Source organism: Streptococcus sp. 9903 (assembly GCF_013276625.1).
Classification (GTDB): Bacteria; Bacillota; Bacilli; order Lactobacillales; family Streptococcaceae; genus Streptococcus.
This window is the reverse complement of the sequence record NZ_VMLI01000015.1, coordinates 56,082-61,739: the sequence shown is the minus strand read 5'-3', so window position 1 is coordinate 61,739 and position 5,658 is coordinate 56,082. Positions and strand designations below refer to the sequence as shown.

Annotated in this window: 7 protein-coding genes; all 7 read left to right on the top strand. The window is 39.0% G+C overall.

Features of this window, described 5'->3' with window-relative positions; translation table 11 throughout:
- Positions 1-509: 509 nt before the first annotated feature.
- The 7 genes from HT696_RS07135 to ccpA all read left to right on the top strand — a co-directional run bounded on the left by HT696_RS07135 (position 510) and on the right by ccpA (position 5,529).
- Positions 510-701: a hypothetical protein gene (locus HT696_RS07135; RefSeq protein WP_173219521.1), complete on the top strand. Its 192-nt coding sequence runs from the start codon at positions 510-512 to the stop codon at positions 699-701.
- The gene (locus HT696_RS07130) at positions 698-892 is read left to right on the top strand and encodes a hypothetical protein (protein ID WP_173219523.1); all 195 of its coding nucleotides are present in this window, start codon (positions 698-700) and stop codon (positions 890-892) included. The genes HT696_RS07135 and HT696_RS07130 overlap by 4 nt, the downstream gene beginning before the upstream one ends.
- Positions 879-1,763, top strand: coding sequence for an ABC transporter ATP-binding protein (locus HT696_RS07125; RefSeq protein WP_173219526.1), 885 nt, complete (start codon positions 879-881; stop codon positions 1,761-1,763). The genes HT696_RS07130 and HT696_RS07125 overlap by 14 nt, the downstream gene beginning before the upstream one ends.
- A gap of 13 nt (positions 1,764-1,776) precedes the next feature.
- The gene (locus HT696_RS07120; RefSeq protein ID WP_345789490.1) at positions 1,777-2,502 is read left to right on the top strand and encodes an ABC transporter permease; all 726 of its coding nucleotides are present in this window, start codon (positions 1,777-1,779) and stop codon (positions 2,500-2,502) included.
- Positions 2,502-3,599 (top strand): sensor histidine kinase, encoded by a 1,098-nt coding sequence (locus HT696_RS07115; RefSeq protein WP_173282531.1) that lies wholly within the window; start codon positions 2,502-2,504, stop codon positions 3,597-3,599. Before HT696_RS07120 ends, HT696_RS07115 begins: the two co-directional genes overlap by 1 nt.
- A complete protein-coding gene (locus HT696_RS07110; RefSeq protein WP_173282533.1) occupies positions 3,600-4,199 on the top strand; it encodes a response regulator transcription factor in 600 nt (199 codons plus the stop codon).
- Positions 4,200-4,518: 319 nt separating this feature from the next.
- Complete coding sequence (ccpA, locus tag HT696_RS07105; protein WP_173212244.1) at positions 4,519-5,529, top strand: catabolite control protein A; 1,011 nt, start codon at positions 4,519-4,521, stop codon at positions 5,527-5,529.
- Positions 5,530-5,658: the final 129 nt, after the last annotated feature.

Below are 5,658 nucleotides of genomic sequence, written 5' to 3'. Positions count from 1 at the left end.
CGAGTCAAGAGCAATGAGGTTTGAACAAAGTGAAAGCCAGCGTCTTTAGGCGCTGGCTGGTAATTTGGGCTTATAGCCCTGAGACAAACCACCCGTTTGACGGGTGGTTATGATTTTCAGCAATTCATTTTGGCAGCGTATACTTTTTGTCTCCAACCTTTTCAATAAATACCGTAGTTTAGGTATCCACATTGAAATTTAACAGATTTTATAACTCTTATAAATTTTAGGGTTTTGTTCAACGTATAATATATGTGTTTGTCTGATAAAAATTTCTACTTTTTTTGATTTTAAATAAGTATTAGTTTATATTATGGTGTGAATTGGGTTTGATATCTCTTTTGAGGAAGTTGCCTTAGATTTTTCTAATTGTGTTTTATTGTATAGTGTATCTTGCTTATTTTGAACAGAATCTTTTATGACATTTGTCATATTTACGAGTGACAGAAGTATCTAGCTCCGCTAACTTCAAAAGACTATAATTGAAGTATGAAAGGGAGGAAGAAAAAATGAAACATAAAGTAATTGTCGCAATGAGTTTAGTAGCAGCAGGAGTTATGACCTATCTCATGTTCTCAGGATTGGATGAAGATTTCTATCATTTTCCTTGGGAGTTATTTGCTGGCTTTGGAATGATGTCTTGGCTTGTCAGAGAAGGTTTGAAATTAGTAAGAGATGTGAAAAAGGAGTTTGAGGAATGAAAAAAGCAATTATCTATTTCTTTATCGGCCTGTCACTCTTGGTATGGTTGGTAGAAATGTTTACTGATTGGTTTGATCAAGCCTTCCTTCACCAATTCATCCGTGGTGCATGGGGATTAGGATTTATGATTTTTATCGTCTTTCCGATGGGAAAGGAGTGGCTGAAAGGAGAATATTATGAACATGATTAAGGTACAAGGCTTACATAAAAACATCAAGGGTAAGGCTATTTTGAAGGATATTTCCTTTGAGATAGCTGAAGGTGAATGTGTTGCCATGATTGGGCCAAACGGAGCAGGAAAGACCACACTCTTGGACTGTTTGCTCGGAGATAAATTGGTCACCAGTGGGCAAGTATCTATTAAAGGTTTACCAGTGACGAGTTCAAAGTTAGACTATACTAGGGCTTACCTCCCTCAAGAAAATGTAATCGTTCAGAAATTAAAAGTTAAAGAGTTGATTGCTTTCTTTCAAAAAATTTATCCAAATCACTTGAGTAACCAGGAAATCGATCAACTATTGCAGTTTGATCAGCAACAAAAAGAGCAATTTGCAGAAAAATTATCAGGTGGACAAAAGCGTCTTTTCTCTTTTGTCTTGACCTTAATTGGGCGACCAAAGCTTGTCTTTTTAGATGAGCCTACATCGGCTATGGATACCTCAACTCGTCAACGTTTTTGGGAGATTGTCGATCAGTTAAAGAAAAATGGTGTGACCATTGTCTATTCTTCTCACTATATCGAAGAGGTAGAGCATACAGCGGACCGAATCTTGGTCTTGAATAAGGGAGAGTTGATTCGTGATACGACGCCTCTAGCTATGCGTAGCGAGGAAATAGAAAAGTACTTTATCCTTCCTATAGCTTACAAGGAAGTCGTAGAGAAGTCAAATTTGGTTGAAAACTGGACCCTAAAGCAAGATTCTTTGCAAGTAGTCACTCGAGAAGCAGATGCTTTCTGGGAGCTATTAGCCCAAGCAAGATGTAGGATACAAGAAATCGAAGTTAATAATCGTAGTTTGCTGGATACAATCTTTGAAGAAACGCAAAAAGGAGATGACTAAGATGAAACGATAGATTGCACTAAACAAGATAGAATTTTTATTGACCAAACGACAATTAGTCTATTATCTATTATCCGTAGGGATGCCGACAGCCTTCTATTTATTCTTTTCAGGCATGTACCAGGACACACCTGGTGGACCAGATAATTTTATGCGTGACTACCTCATCTCCATGACAGCTTTTTCCATGATGTCGACAGCTATCTTTTCATTCCCAGCTGTCTTACATACCGATAAAATCAACAACTGGCAGAAAACATTACGTCATAGCCCTGTAAATATGGTAGAATATTATCTATCAAATATAACAAGTATGATGGTTGATTATTTGGTCTCAATTCTGGTTGTTTTCTCAGTTGGGCATTTTGTAAGAGGTGTGGATATGTCTTTAGGAAGCTGGATTGGGGCTGCGTTCTTGCTGATAGTAGGAAGTGTAGCTTTTGTAGCGCTTGGCTTGACCTTGACACTCTTGCCTTCTAGTCAGCTGATGTCTGTCGTGGGCAATCTTCTCTATCTAGGCTTGGCTGTTTTAGGTGGACTCTGGATGCCCATCTCTTTATTTCCAGACTGGATGCAAGCAATCGGGAAGTGCCTACCAACTTATCAGTTGATGGAGTTGCTCAAGACCTTCTTAAACGAGGGTAGCATCAATCTATCAGCCACAGTTTATCTACTTGTTTTTTCAGCAGTTTTGTTTGGTTTGACCATTTACCTTCAAGGTCATAAGGAGAATGCTTAATGCTTGAAAGACTGAAAAGCATACACTATATGTTTTGGGCTAGTTTAATTTTTATGATTTTCCCCATCCTACCTGTAGTGACTGGGTGGCTCTCTGCCTGGCATTTATTGATTGATATTCTATTTGTAGTAGCGTATTTGGGTGTTTTAACAACTAAGAGCCAGCGCCTATCTTGGCTATATTGGGGCATCATGCTGACTTATGTAGTTGGGAATACTGCCTTTGTTGCTGTTAATTATATCTGGTTTTTCTTTTTCCTATCCAATCTCTTAAGTTATCATTTCAGCGTAGGTGGTTTAAAGTCTTTACATGTCTGGACTTTTCTTCTTGCTCAAGTCCTTGTTGTGGGCCAACTGTTGATTTTTCAGAAACTCGAAGTTGAGTTTCTATTCTATCTACTTGTAATTCTTGCTTTTGTCGATTTAATGACTTTTGGCTTGGTTCGGATTCGGATTGTGGAGGATTTGAAAGAAGCACAGGCTAAGCAAAATGCCCAGATAAATCTATTGCTTGCTGAAAATGAACGCAGTCGTATCGGTCAGGATTTGCATGATAGTCTGGGACATACCTTTGCCATGCTAAGTGTTAAAACTGATCTAGCCTTGCAGTTATTTCAAATGCAGGCTTATCCACAGGTAGAAAAGGAATTAAAAGAAATTCACCAGATCAGCAAGGATTCCATGAATGAAGTGAGAACCATTGTGGAAAATCTTAAGTCTAGAACTTTGACATCCGAACTAGAGACTGTGAAAAAGATGTTAGAAATTGCTGGAATTGAGGTGGAAATAGCTAATCAACTAGATACAGCTAGCTTAACTCAGGAATTGGAGTCAACGGCTTCCATGATTTTGCTTGAGTTAGTAACCAATATCATCAAACATGCCCAAGCGTCTAAAGCTTACTTAAAATTAGAACGGACAGAGAAGGAACTCATTCTAACAGTAAGTGATGATGGCTGTGGCTTCGCTTCTATAAAAGGAGATGAGTTCCATACAGTCCGAGATCGTGTCCTTCCATTTTCAGGAGAAGTAAGTGTAATCAGTCAGAAACACCCAACGGAAGTGCAGGTTCGACTACCTTATAAGGAGAGAAAGTAGATGAAAGTATTAGTCGCAGAAGATCAAAGTATGTTGCGAGATGCCATGTGTCAATTGCTCACGCTTCAACCAGATGTGGAGTCTGTCCTTCAAGCCAAAAATGGGCAAGAAGCAATCGAACTATTAGAAAAGGAGTCTGTAGATATCACTATCCTTGACGTAGAAATGCCTGTTAAGACAGGTCTTGAAGTCTTGGAGTGGATACGAGCAGAAAATTTAGAAACAAAGGTGGTTGTGGTGACGACCTTCAAGCGCCCTGGTTACTTTGAACGTGCAGTCAAGGCTGGAGTAGATGCTTATGTATTAAAAGAAAGAAGCATTGCAGACCTCATGCAAACTTTGCATACTGTCCTCGAAGGAGGCAAGGAGTATTCGCCTGAATTGATGGAAGTGGTGATGACGCATCCCAATCCATTAACAGAACAAGAAATCGCAGTTTTAAAGGGAATTGCTCAGGGCTTCTCTAACCAAGAAATTGCAGATCAACTTTATTTATCAAACGGAACAGTCCGAAACTATGTCACCAATATTCTTTCAAAACTAGATGCAGGTAATAGAACAGAGGCAGCTAATATCGCGAAAGAATCTGGTTGGTTGTGATACTATCATAATGCGAAAACCATTATGTGCTAAAATTGAAATTATTTAATCAAACAATTTTGTAACTTGAGGAGGGCTTGGTTTCCTCCTTTTTGTTTACTCTAAGGTGGTAGCAAGAGCTAAACCTAGGCTTTCTATGAAATTTTTTCAATCAATCTTCAAAAAACACTTGAAAGTGTTTACAATTAGTGATAGAATGGAATAAGTAGAAACATGAAAACGAAATTTTCACATCTTCACTTTTGTAAGTAGATATAGAGTTTCAATCGGTGCCTCTACTTGTAAAAGAATGTGTGGGATAGAAAGGGCAGGAAAAGGAATGAATGCAGATGATACAGTAACCATTTATGATGTCGCTCGTGAAGCGGGTGTTTCCATGGCGACGGTCAGCCGTGTGGTCAATGGCAATAAAAATGTAAAAGAGAATACCCGTAAAAAAGTGCTAGAGGTAATTGATCGTTTGGATTATCGTCCAAATGCAGTTGCGCGTGGTCTTGCAAGTAAAAAGACAACTACTGTTGGTGTTGTGATTCCAAATATTACCAATGGTTATTTTTCGAGTTTGGCTAAGGGGATTGATGATATTGCAGAAATGTACAAGTACAATATTGTCCTAGCTAATAGCGATGAAGATAACGAGAAAGAAGTTTCTGTTGTCAATACCCTCTTTTCAAAGCAGGTAGATGGCATTATCTTTATGGGTTATCACTTGACAGATAAAATTCGCTCAGAATTTTCGCGTTCACGTACTCCGATTGTTCTCGCAGGAACTGTCGATGTTGAGCACCAGTTGCCAAGTGTCAACATTGACTATAAGCAAGCAACGATTGATGCAGTGAGTTACCTTGTTAAAGAAAATGAACGTATTGCTTTTGTTAGCGGTCCGCTAGTGGATGACATCAATGGTAAGGTTCGTTTAGTTGGCTACAAGGAAGCCTTGAAGAAAGCAGGAATCGCTTATAGTGAAGGTTTGGTATTTGAATCTAAGTATAGCTATGATGATGGTTACGCCTTGGCAGAGCGTTTGATTTCATCAAATGCAACTGCAGCAGTTGTGACAGGTGATGAGTTGGCAGCAGGAGTCTTGAACGGTTTGGCTGATAAGGGTGTTTCTGTGCCAGAAGATTTTGAAATTATTACTAGTGATGATTCACAAATCTCACGCTTTACCCGTCCAAACTTGACAACGATTGCCCAACCTCTTTATGACCTTGGTGCCATTAGTATGCGTATGTTGACCAAGATTATGCACAAGGAAGAGTTGGAAGAACGTGAAGTTCTCTTACCTCATGGTTTGACAGAACGTCGTTCAACACGAAAACGGAAATAGAAAAAATCAGGGAATCGTGAAGATTTCCTGATTTTGTGCTCTTAAACAAGAGATGTTGACTCAATGAATACCACAGAGCGGACTAGGAGGCTTGTTGAAGGCTACGCAACACACCGTTTTGAGGTTGCA